This window comes from Cohnella boryungensis (genome assembly GCF_042651945.1).
Lineage (GTDB): Bacteria > Bacillota > Bacilli > Paenibacillales > Paenibacillaceae > Cohnella > Cohnella boryungensis.
In genome coordinates this window covers 124,064-143,463 of record NZ_JBHSED010000070.1, presented here as the reverse complement: position 1 = coordinate 143,463, position 19,400 = coordinate 124,064, and the positions used below count along the sequence as shown (strand labels likewise).

Sequence of the window (19,400 nt, the reverse complement as noted above, 5' to 3'; positions counted from 1 at the left end):
ATCGTTCTCTCCCTCATGAAAAAAAGCTTTGAATAGGTATTATCCTATTCAAAGCCAAGGGCAGGCGTTCTTCTCTATGGATCGGCCAAGCTAATCGTCCTTCAGCACCAGCCCAAGCAAATGGGCCAGCCCTGCGAGCTGGTCGGTTCGAATGATGCAGCCCTGCAAGCCTTCCAGCGTAGCTCCGAGCGCTTGGAACTCGCAACTGCTCAGATCGATGCCCGCCAGCTTCACGCCTGTAAATTGCACCTGATCAAGCTCGCATCGGGAGAATTCGGTCTTCTCCAGCTGAGCCTCGTAGAAATCGGCCTTGTCCAGGCTGCACTCGCGAAATCCGGCGAGCTTGAGATCCGCGAACCGGTAGACGGAGTATTGGCCATTGCATTCCTCGAACGTAACATTTCTCATTGTGGCATGGGACAGATCAAGCCCCAGCATTTTGCAGCGATCGAATTGCACGCGGTGCAGAACGGCATCCTGGAAGTCGACATTCGACAGGTCGCAGCGATGAAACACGACGTCAACGAGCTCGGCCCGCTTCAAGGAAACGTTATCGAATACGACTCTGTCGAAGAGAACGGCGTCGAACGTCGCCTTGTCCGCCGTTTGATTGGCGATCGTCTCCTGGGAGAATCGTCCGTTCTCGAACAGTTGCCTGTCTTGCATGGCGTAGTCCTCTATCGTTAGTTCCCCGAGCCGATCGGATGCCGGCAATCTGGGAGCCTCCGGCGATGTATTCTTGCCTTTCTTCACTGCCATCCTAGGTTCCTCCGGTCAGCAGCGTCTGCTGCGGGTACATGATATCGGGCCCTTCCTCTCCGCCCTGCACGGGTCTTAGAGACCGATTCTCTCTATTATGAACGTTTCGCTTTCGAATGGGAAGCCGACGCCCGCCGCTCCTTTCGATCGATAGCGTTCTCGTCCCCGGCCGGGTGTCGGTCTAACATGAAGAGAGTTTAACGGTTTCTGTCGATCTGCGAGAATAGGGGGGGTATAATAGAGTGAACTGAACGACATTCGTTATTCTGCGCGGAGGTACTATGAACCCTTATTTAGACTCGACGCTGCTGCATACGAAATTAAGCCGCCCCGTCGCCAGAGAGAATTGGGTCGAACGGCCACGGCTGATCGAGCTTCTCCAGCGAAGCATGCAAGGCCGGCTAACCTTGATCAGCGCGCCTGCCGGATTCGGCAAAACGACCCTGCTCAGCCAATGGCTGCGCCGCACGGATCGGGCTGTCGTCTGGGTGTCTCTCGACGAGATGGACAACGATCCCGTCCGCTTCTGGAGATACGCGGCGGAAGCGCTCGCTCCGCTGATGGAGCCGGCCTCCGCCGAGACGTTTAAGCAGTTCTCATACACGTTGCCCAGCATGTCGACAAGCGCTTTCCTCGACGCGTTCGTCCATCAATTGCAGGCTATCCCCCATCCGGTTGCACTGATTCTGGATGATTATCATACCCTGACGGAACAGAAAATTCATGACAGCCTCGTATACTTCGCCGAGCATAAGCCCCGCCACGTTCATCTGTTGATTGCCAGCCGGGCCGAAGCGCCCTTCCCGACCTCCAGATGGAAGGTGCAGGAGGAGCTTACCGTGATTACGGCCGCTCAGCTCCAGTTTACGCTCGAAGAAGCGGACAGCTTCTGCCGAGCTCACTCCGTCGCCCTTGAGCCTGTCCACATCGAGCAGCTGTACAGGCAGACGGAGGGCTGGGTCGCGGGGCTCCAGCTCGTGTCGATCTCGCTGCGCTCGGAAACCAACCTCGATCTGCTGATCGACAACTTCAAAGGCTCCCATCGCGAGGTTGCGGATTACCTCTTCCAGGAGGTCTTGGCGAAGCTGCCGGAGGACATCCGGCAGTTCATTCAGCGCACGTCCATCCTGGAGAGATTGGATGCCAAAGCCTGCGAAGCCGTTGCCGACCGCACTGACGGGGCGGCCATGCTGGAGCGGATCAAAGCGCGTAATCTGTTCCTTCTGCCGTTGGACGATCACGACATCTGGTTTCGCTACCATCCTCTGTTCGCCGAATTTCTGCGAGCACGACTACGCAGGAACGATCCGGCTCAATGGCGGGATGCCCAGCTTGCCGCAAGCCGCAGCCTCGCCACCAGAGGGCTGCTGGACGAAGCCATCGACCACGCCCTCGCGGCCGAGGCCTTCGACTGGGCCGAAAGCCTGCTGGCGCGCCATGCCGCGAATGTATTGAAGAGAGGGGAATTCCCGACGCTGCTGCGCTGGCTCGACAGCTTCCCTTCCCCTTCGGAGCTCTCTTCCGAAATGTCGCTGCTTCATGCCTTCTTGCTCGTCGTTGAGGGCCAGCTAGACAACGCCGGTCGCAGACTTCTTGGATTGGAGAAGCGCTTCCTGGCCATGGAGCCCGGCGAGGCGCGCCAGCAGTTGCAAAGCGGACTGCTGTTCGTCAAGTCGAATCTGCTGTTCACCGGGGGCGACTTCGAGCAATGGTTTGCGTTCACCAGCGGAATCCTGGATGACATTCTGCCGCACAATCCGTTCTACTACAACTTCAACTACAACCTCTCCGAGCCGCTGGTGCGTCGCACCGCCTTCGGGCTGAAGGGCAGTATGTCGCAAGATACGGAGCGGATCGGCAAGCTGTTCACCGACGTTCTGGAGAAGCACGGCTGGGGCGATTCGCTGATTAACCTCTATGTCGTTCAATCGCTTGCCGAAGGCTTCTACGAGTGGAACAGGCTGGAGGATTGCCAGCTGCTGCTGTTCAAGACCGAGCGGGCTTCGCGGCTGAAGCTCGTTCCCGGACTCTACGTTCCCAACCGCATTACGCAAGCGAAGCTGTACTGGGCGGCAGGGCAACGCGCACTGGCCTATGAGACGCTGGACGAAGCGAACCGGTTTCTCGCCCATCTGCCGGAGAGACGCTGGAGCTCTTATCTTCATGCGGCCAAAGCGCGTTTGCTTCTGCTGGAGGGGGGCGTTCCTACCGCGAAGAAGGAGCTGGCCAAGCTGCGTATCAGCGCCAAGGACAAGCCCACCTATCATCGGGAATACGAATATTTAACGCTGGCGCAGCTGCTCGGCTCGCAGCGCAAGGAAGCCGAGGCCCTCCGGCTGTTAGAGCTGATGAAGCCGCAGGCAGGCAGAGAGGAAAGCCTGATCGGCCTTGTCGAGATCGGACTGCTGCAAGCGGAGTTGTATGACAGGATGGGACAGCGCCAGGCGGCCATGAGAGCGCTCCATGAAGCGCTGGAGATCGGGGAAGCGAACGGCTTCGCGAGAAGCTTTCTGGACGGAGGGGAACGGACAAGCAAGCTGCTCGCCAAGTATCGCGCCTACCGCGAGCAGGAGCGGTGGCAGCCCGTTCGCCATCCTGAGGAGGCAGGCGTAACGGATGCCTATGTGCAGCGGCTGCTCTCCTTGCACGCGGAGCGGCAGACGGAAGCAAACGAAGCGCCCTCGCGCTCCGTTCTGGTTGAACCGCTGACGCGGGCGGAAATCCGTCTGCTCGATTTAATCCGCCAAGGAGCCTCGAACAAGAAAATCGCGGAGAAGCTGGCGTTATCCGAGGGCTCGGTGAAAGTATACACCTCCCGGATCTACGGCAAGCTTGGCGTCTCTTCGCGAACCCAAGCCGTCCTTGCCGCTCAACGTCTGGGGCTGCTGCAAGAGGCTTAAGCCCGCTATAGAACGTACAGAAGAATCGCGAAGAAGTGCATGACGGAGCCCGCAACGACGAATAAGTGCCACACCGCATGATGATAAGGAAAGCCGCGCCACACATAGAATACAGAGCCGGCCGTATAGAGCAAGCCCCCGATTACGAGCAGTCTGAGGCCTTCCGGCACAAGCAGCGCGTGCAGCGGCTTCCAGGCGAATACGATGAGCCAGCCCATGAAGACGTAAAACAGCGTGGACAAAACCAGATACTTTTTTGTAAAGAACGCTTTGAATACGACGCCCGCAATCGCCAGTCCCCACACGATTCCGAACAGCGACCAGCCGAGCGGGCTTCTCAGCGTCACCAGAAGCAGCGGCGTGTACGTTCCCGCGATGAACAAATAAATGCAGGAATGATCGAACGTCTCGAACAGATCCTTGGCCTTCCCTTCGGGAAAAGCATGCACGAGCGTCGAAGCCGTATAGAGCAGCAGCATGGTCACGCCATAGATCGTAAAGCTGACCACATGCCACGCCGTGCCCTCCAGGCTGGCAAACACGATGAGCAGCACCAGCCCCGCTATGCTCAGCAGCGTGCCGATTCCATGCGTAATCGCGTTCGCGATCTCCTCTCTTTTGGTGTAGACATGAGTATTGGCCATCGATATAACCGCCTTTCCTCAACTGTAGACTGCCCAATTCCCGTCGGCGCTTGCCTGAACACGGCCTGCCTTCGCCAAGTATTCGGCAATGATCTCGGTCATGTCGACCGTTACCTCCCGCACGACGGGCTTGTCTCTGAACATGCGGTAATCCCCTCCTCCCGACGCGCGGTAGTGATTCATCACCACCTCGTACTCGCGATCGGGATACAGGGGGCGGCCCTTGCAGGTCAGTCTCTCGATCCGGCTGCCGATCGGCCGGGATACCCGAATCTCGTACGCAATGCCCTCCCACATATCGTAATTATAATGCTGCGGCTTCGGATAAAGAAACAAGGGGTTCACCGCAATCTCTCCATCGTCCGCAAGCGTAAAATAAGCCGCCGTCCGTTCCAGCGCCTCCCGAATGTCTTGGCCTGTCAGTCTCAGCACCTTCAGCGTATTCGGAAAAGGGTAGTTTGCGGTCACCTCTCGCATCGAGACCTCCGGCCCGAAGCCCGGCGAGAGGTTATCGAACAAGGAGGTACAGGAAATATCCGCTCCCGCCGCATCCATCTGAATCCGGTTAACGAGCTCGATAAGCGGATGCTCGCGGAGCCTTGCGGCCATCGGGTCCACGATACGCATATTCCCCTCTACCTCGCACAAAGGCTGATCCAGCCAGCGCTGGGTGCGGGCCTCGCATTGTTGCACCCGATCCAGCAACGCCGCATCGGCTTCGGCCTCTCCGGCTTCGCGAAACACCGCTCGGGCGTCTGCGATATGCCATTCGCCGCTCCCTTCCTTCCGCACCTCAAGCTCGATCTGCGCCAAGCCGTTGGCCTGATGGCCGGGCTGCACGGCCAAGGTGCCGCCGATCCGCACTCCCTCGATTCTTCTATGCTGGTGGCCCGTAAGCAGCACGTCTATCCCCTCCACCTCGCGGCACAACTGCCAGCCCTCATTTTCTCCCGTCTGCTCCTCGACCTCCTCGCCCGTATCCAGATCTCTCTCGAAGCCGCCGTGATAGGAGACGATGACGACATGAGCGCCTTCCTTCTCCCGAAGCAAAGGCACCCAGCGTTTCGCCGCATCGACCGCCGACTCGAAGGCAAGGCCTGCGATATGGGCTTGCTGCTCCCAGTGGGGAATGTAGGGCGTCGTCAAGCCGAGCAGCGCGATTCGAACCCCGCTTGCCGAATCGAACAGGCGATAGGGACGTCCGAAATAAGGCTCTCCCGTCTCCGCATCCAGAACATTCGCCGAAAGCCATGGATACCGGGATTGGTCTCGCGCTCGCCGGACGAAGGACAATCCGTAATTAAACTCGTGATTGCCGGGCACGAAAGCGTCCAGCCCGAGCGCGTTCATCATGCCTACGATCGGATGGGGCGTCTCCCGGTCCAGGCAGGCGTGGTAATAAGCGAACGGCGTCCCCTGCAGCAGATCGCCGTTGTCGATATACAGCACGTTGTCCCGCTGCCCGCGAATTTCCTTAATGAGGGTAGCCAGCCTGGTCAGCCCGTTATCCGCCGGCTTGTTGTCCACATAGCGAATCGGCAGAATATGTCCATGAATATCGCTCGTAAATAACACGGTAAAGCGTTCTGTTGCAGTCTCTCTGATCTCTGTCATTCTCTCTCTTCCTCTCCGTCGCTATCTGGATGTACTAGCAAAAATTTACGAATTGTAAACGCACATTTAATACTTCAAGCCATTTCATCGAATAGTTGGGTGATAGATTAGAGCTTGCAGTGACTATTCTTGCCAATAGATAGAGGAGGAAACAAGAACCATGCTTAACCGTTTGCCGAAATTTCGTATCTGGATCGCCCTCGCCGCAATGATGCTCGTCCTGGCCGCATGCGGCAGCAAGGACAACAACTCGGGCTCGAACGCATCGCCCTCCGTCAGCGCGGAGAGCTCCGCTCCCGCAAGCGAGCAAGCCTCGCCGAGCCAGGAAGCAAGTCCAAGCGCGGAAGCGACGGGTTACGTCCCGACCGAGCTGACCGTTCAATTCGTCCCTTCGCAGAACGCGGAGACGCTGGAAGCCAAAGCCAAACCTCTGGAGAAGCTGCTTTCCGACGCGCTCGGTATTCCCGTGAAAGTCAGCGTGTCTACCGATTTCAATACCATTATCGAAGCCATGCAATCCAAAAAGGTCGACGTCGGATTCCTGCCCCCGAACACTTACGTGCAAGCGAAGGAAATGGGCGCGGCTGAAGTTATCCTGCAGGCGCAGCGCTTCGGAGTGAACGATGCGGACGGCACGCCGACGACGGAATTGGCCGACAGCTACAAGGCGATGTTTATCGTGAAGGCCGACTCCGGCATCAACACGCTGGCCGATCTCAAGGGCAAGACAATCGCTTGGCAAAGCGTTACCTCCTCGGCCGGATTCGTGTATCCCGCAGTCGAGCTGAAGAAGGCGGGCGTAGACCCGAATACCGATGTTACAAGCATTGAGATGAAAGGCCATGATAAAGGCGTGCTTGCCGTGCTGAACGGCGACGCCGACGCGGCGGCGATTTTCCAGGACGCTCGCAATATCGTCAAGAACGACGTGCCCGATATTTTCGAGAAAACCAAAGTGTTGCACTTCACGATTCCGATTCCTAACGATACGATTTCCGTTCGCTCGGATATGAACAAGGATTGGATTGCGAAAATCCAGGACGCCTTCATCAGCCTGGGAACGAACGAAGACAGCCGCAAAATCATTTTCGAAATCTATTCTCACCAAGGCTACGCGAAAAGCGACGACAGCAAGTTCGATTCCGTGCGCGAGTACGCCAAGGCTCTGCAATAAACCGGCGCCGACAGGCGAAGAAGAGGCCCGGACGGCCTGAAGCCCCTTATGGGCTTTGGAGCGTCCGGGCTTCTTCATGCGCTGATGACGGGAGATTAGCTCTTGCCTTCGATCAATCTCTTTCTCAGCTTGGCGGATATCCAGTCGATGACGGTTACAAGCAGGATAATTCCGATCAGGATAATGCCTACCCGGCTCCAGCTGCGCCCCTCCATGGCGAAGATTAACGGCGTTCCGATCCCCCCGGCCCCGACCGCGCCAAGTATGGCCGCCGATCTAATGTTGATCTCCAGCCGGAATAAGGCGAACGAGAGATAGGCGGGAATCGCCTGCGGCACAATCGCGTGCCAGATCGTCTGAAGACGGGTCGCTCCGCAAGCCTGCAGCGCTTCGGATGGCCCCATATCCAGCTCCTCGATCGCTTCCGCGTTAAGCTTGCCCAGCATGCCTATCGAGTTGATCCCGATGGTCAGTACTCCCGCGAACGCCCCCGGGCCTACCGCCTTGATGAAAATAATCGCCATGATAATATCGGGAAACGTTCGGATCAGACTGAGCATAAACGTCGACATTCCCGAAAATATCCGAAGCTTGACCAAGTTGCGAGCGGCCCAGAGCGCGAACGGAATGGTCAGGACGACGGAGATCGCCGTGCCGAGCAGCGCGATCGCCAGCGTCTCGCCCAAGCCGCGAATCAGATCCTCCCCTTCCGCCAGGTAGACGTAATCCCAGTCGGGATGAAACAGGCCGCTGAAGATGGCTTTCGTAATCTGCCAGGCCGTGTCCTTGATGCCCTTGAAGGGGATGCCGCTGAAGGCCCAGACATATACGGCCGCTGTCGCGGCGAGGATGAGCCAGGTTCGCGGACGGGCGTAAAAAGGCTTGGGAGGCTTCGGCATAACCGATGTACGAGAATTGTTCATATGAGCTTCCCCCTGATTTTGGAGCTTGCCGCATCGATGATCAGCACGATAGCGAGCGTAAACAAGATGATGACCAGCGTCTGATCGTAGCGGAACATACCGAGCGTCCGATTCAGGTATATGCCGATGCCGCCCGCTCCTACAAAGCCGAGAATAGCCGCCGCGCGGATATTGATCTCGAACATGTAGAGGATGAAACCGATAAATTGGGCGGTCAACTGAGACACGACGCCGTAATGAATCCATTGCAGCTTGTTGGCTCCGACGGCGGTCATCGCTTCCATCGGGCCGCTATCGACGGTCTCTATCGCTTCGTAAGCCCACTTGGACAAGATGCCGAAGGAGAAAAACGTCAATGCCAGCATGCCCGCTATCGGGCCGTAGCCGAAGACGGTCGCGAACAAGGCCGCGAACAGCAGGTCCGGAATGGTGCGGCATAGATTGAGCACCAGCCTGGCCGGCGTGCGAAGCAGCCGGAGCTTCGTGACGTTGCTCGCGGCAAGGAAGGCGATCGGCAGCGCCAGAAGCGCTCCGAACGTCGTGCCGAGGATCGCCATCTGCACCGTCTCGATCATGGGCTTGACGACTACGCGAAAGTAACTCCAATCGGGCGGGAACATTTTGGCAAAAAACTTGCCCATCTCGGGAAGCCCGCCGAAGAGCTCTCCGAACGAAGCCTCCGTCTGTCTGGCGCTTAAGCCCAGGAGAACGAGGAGGAGGGCAAGGGTCAGCCATTTTTTCAGGTCGGGCGACGGCTTGGGAGGAGAAGCCTCTTCTGCGTTAGTTCGCTTCAAGAGCTTGCCCTCCCAACCGTTCGTCCCCCGACACCGGACGGCCGTAAATTTCCGAGAATGCGGCGTCCGTCGCCTGGATAGGCGTGCCGTCGAATACGATCTCCCCCGCTCTTACGCCGATAATTCTTGTGGCGTATTCCCGGGCAAGGTCGACATAGTGCAGGTTTACGACCGTCGTAATTCCCGTCTCCCGGTTGATCCGGCGCAGGTCGTCCATCACTTGGCGGGTGGTGAGCGGATCCAGCGAGGCGACCGGCTCGTCCGCGAGAATGATCTTGGCCTCCTGAGCGAGCGCTCTCGCGATGGAAACACGCTGCTGCTGGCCTCCGGATAGCTGATCGGCGCGTTGGTAGGCTTTCTCCAGCATGTTCACGCGTCGAAGCGCGTCGAAAGCCAGCTCCATGTCCGGCTTGGGAAACAGTCCAAGCATCGTACGCAGCGTCGAGTGGTAGCCGACCCTTCCGGCCAGCACATTGCGGATCACCGTGGAACGCTTGACGAGATTAAAGCTTTGGAAAATCATGCCGATCCCCCGCCGCATCATGCGCAGGCGCTTCCCCTGAGCCGCAGTGATGGATTGGCCATCTATAAGAATTTCTCCCGACGTGATCTCGTGCAGCCGGTTAATGGAACGCAGCAGCGTCGATTTGCCCGCGCCGGACAGTCCGACGATGACGACGAATTCACCTTTGCCGATTGTCAGGTCGATGTTGTTCAACCCTACCGTGCCGCCGGGATACACCTTGCTGACTTGATTAAACCGTATCATGTGCTTCCGCAACCTCCGATAAAAAGAATGTCTGATGCTGTCGGGCGCAAACGCCCTCATTCCTTTAGTTCGTTGCGATGCGAAGCAATCCTATGGCTTTTAGAAATTTAACGCTCCATTTACATTTTTTATAACAAGCTTACATTAAGCTCATCCAAATCGCCGTTATTTCTCGAATAGCGTTAACCTTATCCTGCATCGCTTGAACAAGTAAGAACCCGACTGCAAAAAACGGCGGGAGCCATGGACAATAAAGTCCTAGACTGCCGCCGTAATTTGTTGAACCGTCTTATTTCTTTTCCATGACCGCAAAGTAATTTTCTTCATTATCCGCGAAGTTAAAGACTCTGCCGGAGGGAAGCTCCACAATTTCTCCGACCTTAATGCTTTTGTTCTTCAGATCGCTGTACAGCTCATCGAAATTATCCGTGTAATACATGATAGATGGCGTTCCGAGATTCATACCGGGATTCATCTTGGCAACGAGCTCTTTACTATGAAGAACAATACTGGTCGCTGCACCCTTAGGCGCGACTTCAATCCATCTCATCGGACCATTGGTTTCTTCCGCAATGACCTCGAAGCCTAGTTTTTCCGTCCAATAATCTCTGGATTCGTCTTGGTTATTCACGTACAACATCACTTGGCCAATTTTGTTAATCATCATTAAACACTCCTCGTTTGGAATACTTTACTTAAGCGACTCCAACAGCTCGTCCAAGCGATCCCATGTTTCGGTGATTCCTTGCATCATGCCCATGTCCATAACGGTTTTAAGGGCCTCGGCAGACACATATTCGGATCGGTTAATCAATTTGGTCTTGCCGCCCAGATCGATAAACTCCAACGTGGTCAGGGTCGCTGGCAGGGACTCGTTTATATTTCCTTCGGCATCCGAGAAGTAATCGTTGTAGACGATTTTCTCCGGCTCGACAATTTCTTTATAGATGCCTTTCCCCCACGATTCCATGCCGTAAAATTGACCTTGATTCCGATCGACGCACTTCATGCAGTAGTGCCACACGCCGTCCGGACGGAAATCAATGGCGCACGCAGGAACCTCCCAGCCTTTCGGTCCCCACCAACGCTTGAGATGCTCGGCTTCCTTGAACATTTGAAATACAAGGTCGCGCGGCGCATCGAATACGCGTTCCAGCACCAGCACTCGATCGTTCTCTACTCTCGAAACCATTGCGTTGTTAGACATTGTTAATCCTCCTCCTGCTTCAATGAGATTATCGTTGTTTCTTATTCTGCAGCTCGCGCAAGTAATTGTCCAAGCTCTCCAGGCGGTCTTCCATAATGTGCCGGAACGACTGCACCCAATAATCCATCGCTTGGAAGGGCTCAGACCGGAGCTTATAGATCCGGCGGTTCGCATCGACTTGCGCTTCTACGATTCCGCTATCGCTAAGTACCTTCAAATGCTTCGACGCTTGCGGTTGACGAAGCCCTAGACGATCGGCGATTTCACCCACGGTCAGAGGACCGTCGCGCAACAGTTGGACGATATTCATACGATTTGGTTCAGCCAAAGCGCTCAGCGTTGTTATGTCCATTTCGGACCTTTTCATGACAGGTTACTCACCTCTGTCGATTCCTTATTTAATCATCTCCTTGAATCAGGATTGTTTTCATCCTATGTTTATAATATACACAAAAGGGAATATTCCCGTCAAGGAATATGAAAAAGAACTTAGGAATTCTCTTGTCGCTTCATGCTGACGCCGTAGATCGCTTAACAAGAAAAAACGCCTTCGTCGTCCTCCGACAGCCGGAGAAGCTTTGCGGAGACGATTCAGAGAAGGATAAACGTGAAACTTATAAAGCCTGTATCGTAAATAAAACCCCCTAAATAGAGCAATTAATTCTAATTTGCTTCTAAATAGGTGGCTATAGACTGGATTAATTCAATTAACGATGAAGCTCTATTCCTTATCGGCAGGGTAGACGATCCCCGTCTGTCTGCGCGCTTCATCCATGACTTCGATCACCTTCAAGGAAACATCGTAGGTGTTCATGTCGGATTCCCGCCGGCCGCTCCTCAAGAGCTCCGCGAACTCGCGTACTTCGTAATACATCGCGTTAGAGTGCTGCGGCTGCGTCAAATCCTCGATCGAACCGTCCCGGTAACGAATGTACGCCTTGTCCGGCCGGCTGATTTTATCAAAGACGAGGGTCCCGTTCTCTCCCTGGATTTCGGTGTTCGCCTGGGAATCCACGATTTTCGAATAATGGACGATCGCATCCATTCCCTCGTAGCCCAGCAGCAAGCTGCCTCCGCCATCGGCGCCGGAAGACAGCAGGAATGCGCTCGCCTGGACCGTTCGAGGAGCGCCGAAGAGAACGACCAGCGGATAGAGGCAATATACGCCAAGATCCATCAAAGCGCCGTTGGAGAATGCCGGATTAAACGCATTAGGCAGCTCCCCTTGTTTGTACTTGTCGTAGCGCGAGGAGTATTGGCAATAGCTCCCGGAATAGCGCCGCACCGTTCCGATCTTATGCAGATTGTCGCGAATCGCCAGGAAATTCGGCGTAAAGGTCGATTTCATCGCCTCCAGCAGCAGAACGTCGTTAGCCTTAGCCGCACCCGTCATCCGCCGAACCTCTTGTGCGTTGGAAGCGAGCGGCTTCTCGCACAGCACGTGCTTGCCCTGATTCATGCAGAGGATCGCTTGCTCGGCGTGCAAGGAATTCGGACTCGCAATGTAGACCGCATCCAGCTCCGGATCGGCGGCGAACTGCTCCAGGCTCGTATATACTTTGGGGATGCCGTGCTTATTCGCGAAGCTCTGCCCCGTCTCATGCGTTCGGGAATATACTGCGGCCAATCCGATCTCTTCGACCGATCTTGCCGCATCTATAAAATCTTCCGTAATCCAATTGGTTCCTACTATTCCGAATCTCAGCATGCATGAACGCCCCTTCTCGCTATAAATTAAACAAATCCAGCTGTTCCGGATGCTCTTCGAGCGGCGGCTCTTGAACCGGCAGCCCGAGAAGCTTCATGAACTGCTTGGCGTTGCCCGCCGCATGGCCGCCGGAATTGTTATTGAAGATGACGGCGACGGCCGAGCATTGCCCGAGCAGCCCTCTTACCCTCTCTTGCCATTCGGACAGCTCGTCCAGACTGTAATCGTATAAGTACCGAACCTCTCGCCAATTCGCGTTGCCGCTCTGATTCCACCCGCCAACATTTCTCCCGTGCATCCGAACAAGTGTCAAATCCGCCGTTGTCGCCACGGGAACGACCGGAACCGATCCGATCCCCGCCTGCGGCTCGTCGCAGACGCTATGAATCCAGCCCGCGTCTCTCATGAAGGCCAGCGTTTTCTCCCTGTACTCGGCCTCGAACCAGCTTTGGTGCCGGAACTCGATCGCGCACGGAAAACCTTCCATTCGCTTCTTCGTCTCGCGCAGCAGGCGGACGTTCTCCAGCGTGCAGTCGAACCAGGGCGGATATTGGAATAAGGCGGCCGCAAGCTTGCCGGCCTCCCGAAGCGGCGCGAGGCTGTCCCGAAAAGCGCTGTACATCTCGCTGTCCTTCTCGTAATAAGGCTTGCCCCGCAAATGCCCGGTCATCCCTTGATAGGCTTTCACGACAAATCGGAACCCCGCAGGGGTTTCCTCCGCATAACGAGCCATTCGGTCCGGCGGCTGCACCGCGTAGAACGAGCTGTCCATCTCCACGACGGAGAATTGCCCGGCATAAGCCTTCAGCTTGTCCTTGGCCGCCGTCCTGCCCGGATACAGCGAGTCGTGATCTCCCCATCCTGCCAATCCGACGGCAATCATCGCGACGCCTCCTTCTTCCGTTAGCGCTTCAACAGGTCTTAACGTCGAGTCTACTGCTTTCCGCCGCTCGCAGCAAGTGTTCGCCGATCTGCGAAGCAGGATTCAGTCTTGTAAAAGATGGATAGGAACCCGCATGCCAGCAGCGCCGAAAAGTATGTTACAATCCCATGACAGGTGCAACTTTATCGCTTGTCCTGCGTTCTTATTTCGACAAGTTAATCTGATGTCTGCGGATGTCAATGGACAACAAGAGAGGTGTAGGAAGTAGAGAAAATGAGAGAAACCGGACTGGAAACGACGCAAACCGTACAACACGACACTTATCCGGAGAGAGCGCCCAGACGGAAGCGCCGGGGCGCCATGCTCTTTTTTGCCCTATTATGGCTTATCCTGATCGCGGGCGGGATCACCGGGGCCAAATGGTACTCCGATCGTATACAGGAGCAGGTATCCGCTGATTTGGAACGCCAGACCGCCGGTCAGATTGCCGCTATGCAGAAGGATTACGATGCGCGGATGACCTGGATGGAGAACGACTACAAAGAGCAGCTGACCCAGATGGAAAGCAAAATTCAAACCTTAAACGAGCTGCTGACGTTCGCCAAGGATAACGCGGATTCCAAGACAGACAATAGCAACAAGCTGTACACGCAGCTCGCGGAGGTCAAGAAACAGTTGAACGAGCTTAAGCGCAATTTGGACGTGCTGAAATGAGCGCAGCCTCCATTCGCTTGTTTAACCGAACGCTTCTGCTGGCCTGCACTCCATTCCTTGGCCTGCTGATCTGGATGCTCTCGGACACGGTCGCGCTGAAGCTGTCAGAGGAGGCCTATCCGAGTCCCTCCGTCCATTCGGTCGATCTGGACGCGGCTGCCGTGCAATCGCTGGAGGGGCTGGATCACGCTGAAGTCTTGGCGCAAGGAACCGGGCAATCGATCCGCAAGCAAATCTCGCTATACAACAAAACCAATGCCGACATGAACCAGATTGCCGCTATAGCCTCCAAGCAAGCCGCAAGGCCGCATCTTATCTACGATCGGCGCATTACGGCGAAGCTGGGCAAGCCCGCCTCTACGATTCAGTCGGATCGGCTTCAAGCGCAATTGTTTTATGTGAATACCCAAAACTTCCGTTCCTACGCGCTGAAAATCAAGCTGAAGCAAGACGACGCCATGCAGCTTGTGCTCGGCAAGGACGAGAACGGCGGCTCGGAGACGACGCTCGAAGCCGTCAAGCGCACGAATGCGGCCATCGGCGTGAACGGCGGCGGCTTCGCGGACAGCGGGGGCAAGCGTTATCCGCTGAGCACTACGATCGTGAACGGCGACTATGTCAGCGGGTTTCAGGCCACCTTCAAGGATTTGTTCTTCGTCGGCCTGAGCCAGAGCAACAAGCTGATCGGCGGCAAGTACACGGACAAATCGCAATTGGATGCGCAAAGCCCCAAGTTCGGAGCCTCCTTCGTGCCCGTGCTGCTCCAGAACGGGCGCAAGACGGAAATTCCGTCCAAATGGCAGACAAGCCCGAAGCGCGCTCCCCGCACGGTAATCGCGAACTACAAGGACGATCAGCTGCTGTTCCTGGTCGTCGACGGCTACAACGAGCAAGGCAGCTCCGGCGCGACGCTCGCCGAGATGCAGATTCTGCTGCAGCGCTACGGGGCGGTTAACGGCTACAATCTCGACGGCGGCGGCTCAACCTCGCTCGTCTGGAACGGCCGCGTCATCAATCAACCCTCCGACGGCCAGCTTCGTAAGCTGCCGACGAATTTTTTGTTTTTCAAGTAAACCTGTACATACGCAAAGAAGGAGATCCGATAGGAAATCTCCTTCTTTGCGTATGTGGCAGAATCGGCATTCATTTTCTATTTTTTATTTTTCCACCTGTTTAAGGCACCAAAAAAGATAGGCAGCCGAAGTTTTGCTTTCATATTTAGTAGAACTTCGAAGGAAAATGGAGCGGAATAGTGATGCAAAGTAGAACTAACTGCCCGCACTGAGGAGGTGAGGAGCAGAATAGTGTTGCAAAGCCAAACTAACTGCCCGCACGGAGAAGGTGAGGAGCGGAATAGTGCTGCAAAGCCAAACTAACGGAATTTGGTTTTATAATTTATCCATGCTCAGATCTCCAGGGTCTGTCAATAATTTTGTGTAAAGTCCCGCCTCATCTCCTCCTAGTGTGAATATAGCCGGCAATCCCACAATGGTTCCAAACCCATATCATCGCTTGTTATACGAGGTCTCAAGCCCCAACCCGCCCAAACATGGTCATTGGAAGTAGTGGGAGAACTGATTCCGGTACGGGGTAATCTCCCCAAGGAGACACGCGTTCTCCCGGCTACCGCCATCATAGAATGCCTATAAAAATAGGCCAACCAGAAATATCTGGCTGACCTGAATACGAAGGAGATACAACCCCGTTAAAAGCTTAATAGAGTGAGAAAAGCAAGAGCTGCTCATAAGTTCACTTATGGAACAGCTCCGTAGTTAGGCTTTTATTGGTCCAGCTAGAGCCGCTTGCGTTTGTACAATGCGATGAATAAGCCCGCCAGTAGAAGAACGACAAGCGCGATCCCCGTCGTCGCCGCAGCCTTATAGCTTCCAGCCTCTTGCGTATTGGAAGCTGTGCCTGTGCCCATGCCCGGCATGCCTCCGAAGCCGCCTGGCCCGCGATCGAAGCCGCCCTGCCCACCGGGGAATCCTCCTCCTTCGCCCGGACCGCCGAAGCCGTTCTGGCCTTGACCGTTCTGAGCTTGGCCGTTCATCCCCTCGTCGTTCTGGCCTTGGCCGTTCTGGCCCGGGACGGTCTGGCCGTTGGGCGCCTGACCGCCTCTGCCGCCGGAACCGGCGCCGTTACGACCTTCGGGAGCTTGCCCTTCCTGTCCATTCGGCGGGACTTGCTGTCCGTCCCCGTTCCGATTCGTTGCGGCACCGCTCGTATCGGCGGCCAGCACGATCCCCCCTTGAGAAGCGGCCACTTCTCCGCCGCTTCGCGACACTTGCCGATTCGCCTGCCCTTCCGGAATCTGCGGCTGCCGCGCGCCCTGCTCCGAGCCTTGACCTGAAGCACCTTCGTCCTGGAGCCCCTGTACGCGGTTCTGCCCCTGCATCCCGCCAAAACCGCCGAAGCCTCCTCTTCCTCCTCCCATGCCGCCTCCCATGCCGCCTCCGCTGCCGCTACCGTCCCCAGAGGAGGCGATGGTGCCGTCCAGCTGTCCGGCCACGTTGGCGACTCGGCTTTGCGTGAACGACAACAGCTCGGGGATCGCGCTCTCGTACTGCGAATAGCTGTAAAACGGCCTAGGGTCCGACTGCACGTAAGGCGAAATCATCTCCTGAAGCTCGCCCACCCGACTGGCGAAGGCCTCGTCCGACAAATACCCTTCAACCATCTCGCGAATGATTTCATGATACTTCTCTTTATACGCATCGACTGCCAGCAGCTTGGCGGCGAGCGGCCGCTCCGCGAGCGCCCCTTGGGTCGGCTCGTCGATCATGATCTGCTCCGAGCCGCCGCCCATGCCACCGCCCATCCCGCCAAACGACATATTGTAGTCCCACGGCAACACCGAAAAAACGCCGTCATCCTCGTACAAATAATAGTTTTGCTGATTCGAGCCCAGATAGCTGTCCATATTCACCAATACCGCATTCAACGCGATATACTGCAAAGCATTGTTGACGTCTAGCACCCGCTCGTAATCCGTCCCGTTGTTCAATTCATCGAGCATGTCGATCAGGACGTCGCCATTGGATTTTTTCGACTTCTGCACCAGGCTCGGGTAAGAATCGAGATCGTCGCCCTGCCAGACGAGGTCGCCGCCGCCCGACGAGCGGCCTCCCGCGCCGGCCCCATTCCCTCCGCCGCCGAAGCCGCCTCCGAATTCCGCCTTGTACAACGCACCGTATACGTTGCTGAAGTTGCGCTCCAAGTAAGCGTCGCCGACCTGCTCGATCGCCAGATAGAAGCCCCACAGCTCGCCGTTGACGTATACGTTCACGTATGAATACTTGGGAGTGGGAAGCCCCATCTCCTCCGCCAGCTCGTAGGTCAGAAACTCGTGCATATAAGTCGCGTCGCTGTAGTTGTTGTTCAAATTGATTTTGCTGATGCCCTGCAGCGTCTGGCTCGAAATGTATTCATCGAAGCTCAGCTTGAAGCTGTAGCGGTCCGAATCGGAGCTCACGACGCTGCGCAGCGAAAGGTTGCCCTTCGTGCGGATGCCGATATTGTCGAGCTTGATTCCGTTGTATTCGACCGAGGCCATGTGCATTTCCTCGGCGGAAGCATTGTCCAGCATCGCATGGAAGTCGGCCTCGTCGATCGTTATCTTCACGTCGACCACCTTATCCTTCGGAAACACTTCCCGATCCAGCCCGTTCTCTTCGCCTGCGGCGGAAACGGACAACAGGTATGTCCCTCTTCCCGGAGCGCTGGCATCCCAGAGGACAGCGCTGACCAGCACCAGGGCGAAGAAGCTGACCAGCATGGGAAAATAGGCCTTAGAGCTCATACTCCTCACCTTCCGTTATTGAGATACATAATCGCCGCTGTAGCTGATAAGCACGGCATTCTTGACCCCGCTGAGCTCTGCAATCTGGTTGACGAACTGCGTTTCTTGCCCCTGCAGACGAACCTCCAGCGTCATCTCGATATTGCCGGGAGTCACCGTCTTCTGTTTTACGTTATATCGCTTCACGAGGCTATGCAGGCTCTTGACGAGCGCCTGCTCGCTCCCGTCGCCGTCGCAGTTTACGACCATCAGGTACGGCGTCTCGAACGTCGCCTTTTTCACGAAGACGAACAGCACAAGCCCCACGATGGCCGAGCCGACAATCGCCAGCGAATAGAAGCCCGCGCCTGTCACGATGCCGGCGGCCGCAGCCCAGAAAAGGAAGATCAGATCCGTCGGGTCCTTGATCGGCGTCCTGAACCTTACGATACTGAGCGCGCCCACCATCCCGAGGGACAGTACAAGATTCGAGTTGATCGCAATGATGACCATGGACGTAATGAGCGTCATTCCGATCAGCGACACGTTAAAGCTCTTCGAATAAAGAATGCCGCTGAAGATTCGTCTATACAGCACGTAAATAAACAAGCCGACAAAAAAAGAAATGAGCAGCGTAATGAGGATTTTGCTCAAGTCGATGTCCGTCGAGAAGTTGTCGAGCACCGACTTCTTGATGACGTCGGTGAAGGTGGTTTTCGATTCCGTATTCGTATCCATGTTATTGGTCCTCCCAGGAATTGAATTTAATCAGCTTGCGGCATATGACGTACTTGGAATTGGATTGTCTGACCAGCCCTCCGGTTTGGATGGCCGTGCGCACGTATTCGGGCAAATATTCGTCGAACTTCACTTCGAAAACGGTGATATCGTCATCGAAGGCGCGAATCGTCGCCAGTCCGGGATTGAAAATATCAACCTGATTCAAGCCAGTACGCAGCTGCTTGTCGAACGTAATCCGCACATTGCCTGCGCCGCATACGTATGCCTCTCGTTCATAGTCGACGATAACCCTGGGCCGCAGCAGCCTGTTTTTCAGCTGATAATAAAACTCCGCCAGCAGCGGCCGCGAAGGATCGTGCAGCGGCTCGTAATTCCCCGCCATGATCGAATCGTACAGCTCCCGGCTTAACGATTCCTTCACCTTGGAGACGTAATCGTTGAACTTGATTTTTTTCTCCAGATGAATGACCTTGTCCGAGCGATTGTAGATGCGAATCCGATACTTCTCGCGATCCCGTACCCCGGCCAGCTTCTCGTGCAGCGCCTTGTTGTCGATGTCGTCGAAGTACAGGCTTCGGATGTGGTAATCGCCCGAAGCGCCCGCATGCTTGTCCTGCGCGAGGAGCCCTCTCAGCTGCCGCTTCATTACCTCGTATTGGCCCCGGTTCATGTAATACTTGAGCTCGTGGCGGTATTTCAGTCCGGCATTCAAAGCCATGCCCCCTCCGTCCGTTCTTCGTTACGGATACCACTTTACACAGCGTTAATGATGATCTGCTTAAGATTTAATGA

At 55.8% G+C, this 19,400-nt stretch carries 18 protein-coding genes; 4 read left to right on the top strand and 14 right to left on the bottom strand.

Translation table 11 applies throughout. The features are described 5' to 3' along the window. Nucleotides 1-90: 90 nt before the first annotated feature. Nucleotides 91-759 (bottom strand): pentapeptide repeat-containing protein, encoded by a 669-nt coding sequence (locus ACFO1S_RS26655; protein WP_204604208.1) that lies wholly within the window; start codon nt 757-759, stop codon nt 91-93. 281 nt (nt 760-1,040) lie between these two features. On the opposite strand from ACFO1S_RS26655, the gene ACFO1S_RS26650 reads away from it, so the two are divergent. After that, the gene (locus tag ACFO1S_RS26650; RefSeq protein ID WP_204604207.1) at nt 1,041-3,659 is read left to right on the top strand and encodes a winged helix-turn-helix domain-containing protein; all 2,619 of its coding nucleotides are present in this window, start codon (nt 1,041-1,043) and stop codon (nt 3,657-3,659) included. Nucleotides 3,660-3,664: 5 nt separating this feature from the next. Here the strand turns inward: ACFO1S_RS26650 and trhA are convergent, their stop codons facing one another. Together trhA and ACFO1S_RS26640 are read right to left on the bottom strand one after the other, a co-directional pair. Continuing rightward, nucleotides 3,665-4,303: a PAQR family membrane homeostasis protein TrhA gene (trhA, locus tag ACFO1S_RS26645; protein WP_204604206.1), complete on the bottom strand. Its 639-nt coding sequence runs from the start codon at nt 4,301-4,303 to the stop codon at nt 3,665-3,667. 18 nt (nt 4,304-4,321) lie between these two features. Beyond that, the gene (locus ACFO1S_RS26640) at nt 4,322-5,917 is read right to left on the bottom strand and encodes a bifunctional metallophosphatase/5'-nucleotidase (protein ID WP_204604205.1); all 1,596 of its coding nucleotides are present in this window, start codon (nt 5,915-5,917) and stop codon (nt 4,322-4,324) included. A gap of 160 nt (nt 5,918-6,077) precedes the next feature. On the opposite strand from ACFO1S_RS26640, the gene ACFO1S_RS26635 reads away from it, so the two are divergent. Then, complete coding sequence (locus tag ACFO1S_RS26635) at nt 6,078-7,091, top strand: phosphate/phosphite/phosphonate ABC transporter substrate-binding protein (RefSeq protein ID WP_378127881.1); 1,014 nt, start codon at nt 6,078-6,080, stop codon at nt 7,089-7,091. Between the two features lie 95 nt (nt 7,092-7,186). Here ACFO1S_RS26635 and phnE (ACFO1S_RS26630) read toward each other — a convergent pair whose 3' ends face one another. The 8 genes from phnE (ACFO1S_RS26630) to ACFO1S_RS26595 all read right to left on the bottom strand — a co-directional run bounded on the left by phnE (ACFO1S_RS26630) (nt 7,187) and on the right by ACFO1S_RS26595 (nt 13,375). Continuing rightward, nucleotides 7,187-8,014 carry a phosphonate ABC transporter, permease protein PhnE gene (phnE, locus tag ACFO1S_RS26630; RefSeq protein ID WP_204604204.1) on the bottom strand — a complete coding sequence of 276 codons (828 nt, stop codon included), beginning with the start codon at nt 8,012-8,014 and terminating at the stop codon, nt 7,187-7,189. Beyond that, on the bottom strand, nt 8,011-8,808 hold the full coding sequence (gene phnE / locus ACFO1S_RS26625) for a phosphonate ABC transporter, permease protein PhnE (protein ID WP_204604203.1): 798 nt from the start codon (nt 8,806-8,808) through the stop codon (nt 8,011-8,013). The genes phnE (ACFO1S_RS26630) and phnE (ACFO1S_RS26625) overlap by 4 nt, the downstream gene beginning before the upstream one ends. Continuing rightward, the gene (gene phnC, locus ACFO1S_RS26620) at nt 8,795-9,577 is read right to left on the bottom strand and encodes a phosphonate ABC transporter ATP-binding protein (RefSeq protein ID WP_204604202.1); all 783 of its coding nucleotides are present in this window, start codon (nt 9,575-9,577) and stop codon (nt 8,795-8,797) included. The genes phnE (ACFO1S_RS26625) and phnC overlap by 14 nt, the downstream gene beginning before the upstream one ends. 289 nt (nt 9,578-9,866) lie before the next feature. Continuing rightward, nucleotides 9,867-10,241 carry a VOC family protein gene (locus ACFO1S_RS26615; RefSeq protein ID WP_204604233.1) on the bottom strand — a complete coding sequence of 125 codons (375 nt, stop codon included), beginning with the start codon at nt 10,239-10,241 and terminating at the stop codon, nt 9,867-9,869. A gap of 27 nt (nt 10,242-10,268) precedes the next feature. Next, nucleotides 10,269-10,784, bottom strand: a complete 516-nt coding sequence (locus ACFO1S_RS26610) for an SRPBCC domain-containing protein (protein WP_204604201.1) — start codon at nt 10,782-10,784, stop codon at nt 10,269-10,271. Between the two features lie 28 nt (nt 10,785-10,812). Continuing rightward, complete coding sequence (locus tag ACFO1S_RS26605; RefSeq protein ID WP_204604200.1) at nt 10,813-11,151, bottom strand: ArsR/SmtB family transcription factor; 339 nt, start codon at nt 11,149-11,151, stop codon at nt 10,813-10,815. Between the two features lie 354 nt (nt 11,152-11,505). Next, complete coding sequence (locus ACFO1S_RS26600) at nt 11,506-12,492, bottom strand: Gfo/Idh/MocA family protein (RefSeq protein WP_204604199.1); 987 nt, start codon at nt 12,490-12,492, stop codon at nt 11,506-11,508. Nucleotides 12,493-12,511: 19 nt separating this feature from the next. Continuing rightward, the gene (locus tag ACFO1S_RS26595) at nt 12,512-13,375 is read right to left on the bottom strand and encodes a DUF72 domain-containing protein (RefSeq protein WP_204604198.1); all 864 of its coding nucleotides are present in this window, start codon (nt 13,373-13,375) and stop codon (nt 12,512-12,514) included. Between the two features lie 273 nt (nt 13,376-13,648). Between ACFO1S_RS26595 and ACFO1S_RS26590 the strand changes: the two genes are divergently transcribed. Next, nucleotides 13,649-14,089, top strand: coding sequence for a hypothetical protein (locus tag ACFO1S_RS26590; protein ID WP_204604197.1), 441 nt, complete (start codon nt 13,649-13,651; stop codon nt 14,087-14,089). Continuing rightward, nucleotides 14,086-15,162: a phosphodiester glycosidase family protein gene (locus ACFO1S_RS26585; RefSeq protein WP_204604196.1), complete on the top strand. Its 1,077-nt coding sequence runs from the start codon at nt 14,086-14,088 to the stop codon at nt 15,160-15,162. The genes ACFO1S_RS26590 and ACFO1S_RS26585 overlap by 4 nt, the downstream gene beginning before the upstream one ends. A 719-nt stretch (nt 15,163-15,881) precedes the next feature. On the opposite strand, the gene ACFO1S_RS26580 is transcribed toward ACFO1S_RS26585, so the two are convergent. The 3 genes from ACFO1S_RS26580 to ACFO1S_RS26570 are packed head-to-tail and all read right to left on the bottom strand — an operon-like array spanning nt 15,882 to nt 19,320. Next, on the bottom strand, nt 15,882-17,888 hold the full coding sequence (locus ACFO1S_RS26580) for a CotH kinase family protein (RefSeq protein ID WP_378127877.1): 2,007 nt from the start codon (nt 17,886-17,888) through the stop codon (nt 15,882-15,884). Between the two features lie 15 nt (nt 17,889-17,903). Continuing rightward, nucleotides 17,904-18,605 (bottom strand): DUF4956 domain-containing protein, encoded by a 702-nt coding sequence (locus ACFO1S_RS26575; protein WP_204604195.1) that lies wholly within the window; start codon nt 18,603-18,605, stop codon nt 17,904-17,906. 1 nt (nt 18,606) lies between these two features. Next, a complete protein-coding gene (locus ACFO1S_RS26570; RefSeq protein WP_204604194.1) occupies nt 18,607-19,320 on the bottom strand; it encodes a polyphosphate polymerase domain-containing protein in 714 nt (237 codons plus the stop codon). Nucleotides 19,321-19,400 lie beyond the last annotated feature (80 nt).